Here is a 2,301-nt window from a genome sequence, read left to right as displayed (position 1 = left end):
CGAAGGGGGAACGTTTTTAGATAACGACCTGGTTGATTTTGCCATGCGGTTTCCAATTTCTAGGGATCCCCCCGAAGGGGGAACATGGCGCGCCTTGAAGACTGGGAGCGGGAATTTGTACAGTTTCCAATTTCTAGGGATCCCCCCGAAGGGGGAACTTGCACAGTTCCGACTTTCGAATTGCACTCTTAATGAGTTTCCAATTTCTAGGGATCCCCCCGAAGGGGGAACACTTATCAAATACGTAGACCAGCAGCAACTAGCCCTGGATGTTTCCAATTTCTAGGGATCCCCCCGAAGGGGGAACGATTGGGTTAAATCTCCGACTGGTGTAAAGTCGTTACGGATGTTTCCAATTTCTAGGGATCCCCCCGAAGGGGGAACACCATACCCGAAGTCCAATGGTTGCTTAACCATATGGAGTTTCCAATTTCTAGGGATCCCCCCGAAGGGGGAACCTGAAAAGGGAGGCCCGTTATGTTCACAGCTGAGGAGTTCGTTTCCAATTTCTAGGGATCCCCCCGAAGGGGGAACTTACCAACAGCCTCTATGAGGCTGATGACATTATCCGCGTTTCCAATTTCTAGGGATCCCCCCGAAGGGGGAACCTGTGAAGCCACACAGGCTTGCACAGAAGCCCACCCAAGTTTCCAATTTCTAGGGATCCCCCCGAAGGGGGAACTTCCTCCGTCTAACTAATCTCTGTCTTTCTCTTATATGAGGTTTCCAATTTCTAGGGATCCCCCCGAAGGGGGAACAAGAGACTCCAAGCTGCTCGTACTTGGCTGACCGCGTTTCCAATTTCTAGGGATCCCCCCGAAGGGGGAACCACGGCTCGTAGTCAAGCAGATTGGGAACCGGCAGTACTGTTTCCAATTTCTAGGGATCCCCCCGAAGGGGGAACTTGTTATGAGGGACAACTACAAGACTCTCGGCGACTGGTTTCCAATTTCTAGGGATCCCCCCGAAGGGGGAACGAGGTTCAACGGCCCGTTCCTGCTTTGCTACCCAAGTTTCCAATTTCTAGGGATCCCCCCGAAGGGGGAACTTGCAGTTGTCCAGCCTGAGAAACATTCGCTCTCTGTTTGTTTCCAATTTCTAGGGATCCCCCCGAAGGGGGAACAAGGTATTCGTAAAGTACTACTAGTACAAAACGGTAAAGTTTCCAATTTCTAGGGATCCCCCCGAAGGGGGAACCAACAATAGCCAAGGGAGCTTCAGAACGACTCTCTTGGCGGTTTCCAATTTCTAGGGATCCCCCCGAAGGGGGAACGTCTAGGTCTTTGGGGCGACGACTGGCAGGCTCTTTGAGAGTTTCCAATTTCTAGGGATCCCCCCGAAGGGGGAACATCCTTGGTTAGCCCACCGCTCAGGACAGCAGCCAAGTCGAGTTTCCAATTTCTAGGGATCCCCCCGAAGGGGGAACGACCCACCACGTGTCGGGATGGGCAATGGGAGTTGACGTTTCCAATTTCTAGGGATCCCCCCGAAGGGGGAACTCTACCCTTATTAAACCCAAGCGGGGCAAGGAATGCAAGGCCTATTTGCGAGGGGGTCGGTCGAAGAGGGCAAAAAAAGGCCTTGCAGAGGAGGGGTGAGAGGCCTGAAAGCCTTGTGGCGCAAGGCATCGAGCGGGTCAACGAAAAAATCGGCTTTTGCGGGTTTTGGCGAGGCGCTCGCAGAAGCGTTGATACCGTTTTTATGTGCTTTTGGCAACATGGCTAGGATCGGGATCCCTGGCAAGTCCGAGCTAGGGGCTAATTGCGCAGGCGACCGGAGCGGAGGATGCTGAGGATGAGCCACAGTCCCAAGAGGCTGGCGGCGCCAAAAAGCAGCTCGCTCAGCCAGAAGACCTGGAAGCGCTGGGTTTGCGCCGAGATGATGGCGGCGCCGATAATCAGGGATCCGACCAGGATGCTGTAGGAGAGGCGGTTGGCCGACTGATCCAGGCTGATGCGGAGGTCTTCCAGCTCTTGGATGGTGAGGTTCCAGCGTTGGGTTTCCGAGGTGATGCGGCTAAGCAGCACTTCCAATTGCCGCGGCGACTGCAGCGAGAGGTTTTTCAGGTCCAAGGCTGTGCGCAGCAGCGAGGGTAGGGGAGCTTCCCCCAGCAACTGCTGCCGAAACACGTCCGCCATCAGGGGGCGAATTTGCTCCGGCAGATTGTAGTCTGGGGTGAGCTGGCGGGCGATCCCTTCCAGATTGGCCAGGGCCTTGGCGCACAGCCCCAGGTTGCCGGGGATGCGGATCTGGTTGCGCCGCGCTGCTTGCAGGATCTCGGAGAAAAGCTGGCTAAAATCC

Annotated in this window: 1 pseudogene and 1 CRISPR repeat array; the pseudogene reads right to left on the bottom strand. The window is 55.2% G+C overall.

Going from position 1 to position 2,301, the window contains the following annotated elements:
* Positions 1-48 precede the first annotated feature (48 nt).
* Positions 49-1,499: a CRISPR direct-repeat array (repeat unit 36 nt; unit sequence GTTTCCAATTTCTAGGGATCCCCCCGAAGGGGGAAC).
* A 258-nt stretch (positions 1,500-1,757) separates the two neighbouring features.
* Positions 1,758-2,301 (bottom strand): annotated as a pseudogene (locus NW809_RS12060) (AarF/ABC1/UbiB kinase family protein); the annotation flags it as partial.

It is taken from the genome of Synechococcus sp. WC101 (genome assembly GCF_047461555.1).
In the GTDB taxonomy this organism is placed as follows: Bacteria; Cyanobacteriota; Cyanobacteriia; order Thermostichales; family Thermostichaceae; genus Thermostichus.
The sequence above is the reverse complement of the archived record's forward strand: the minus strand, read 5'-3'. Positions and strand labels throughout refer to the sequence as shown.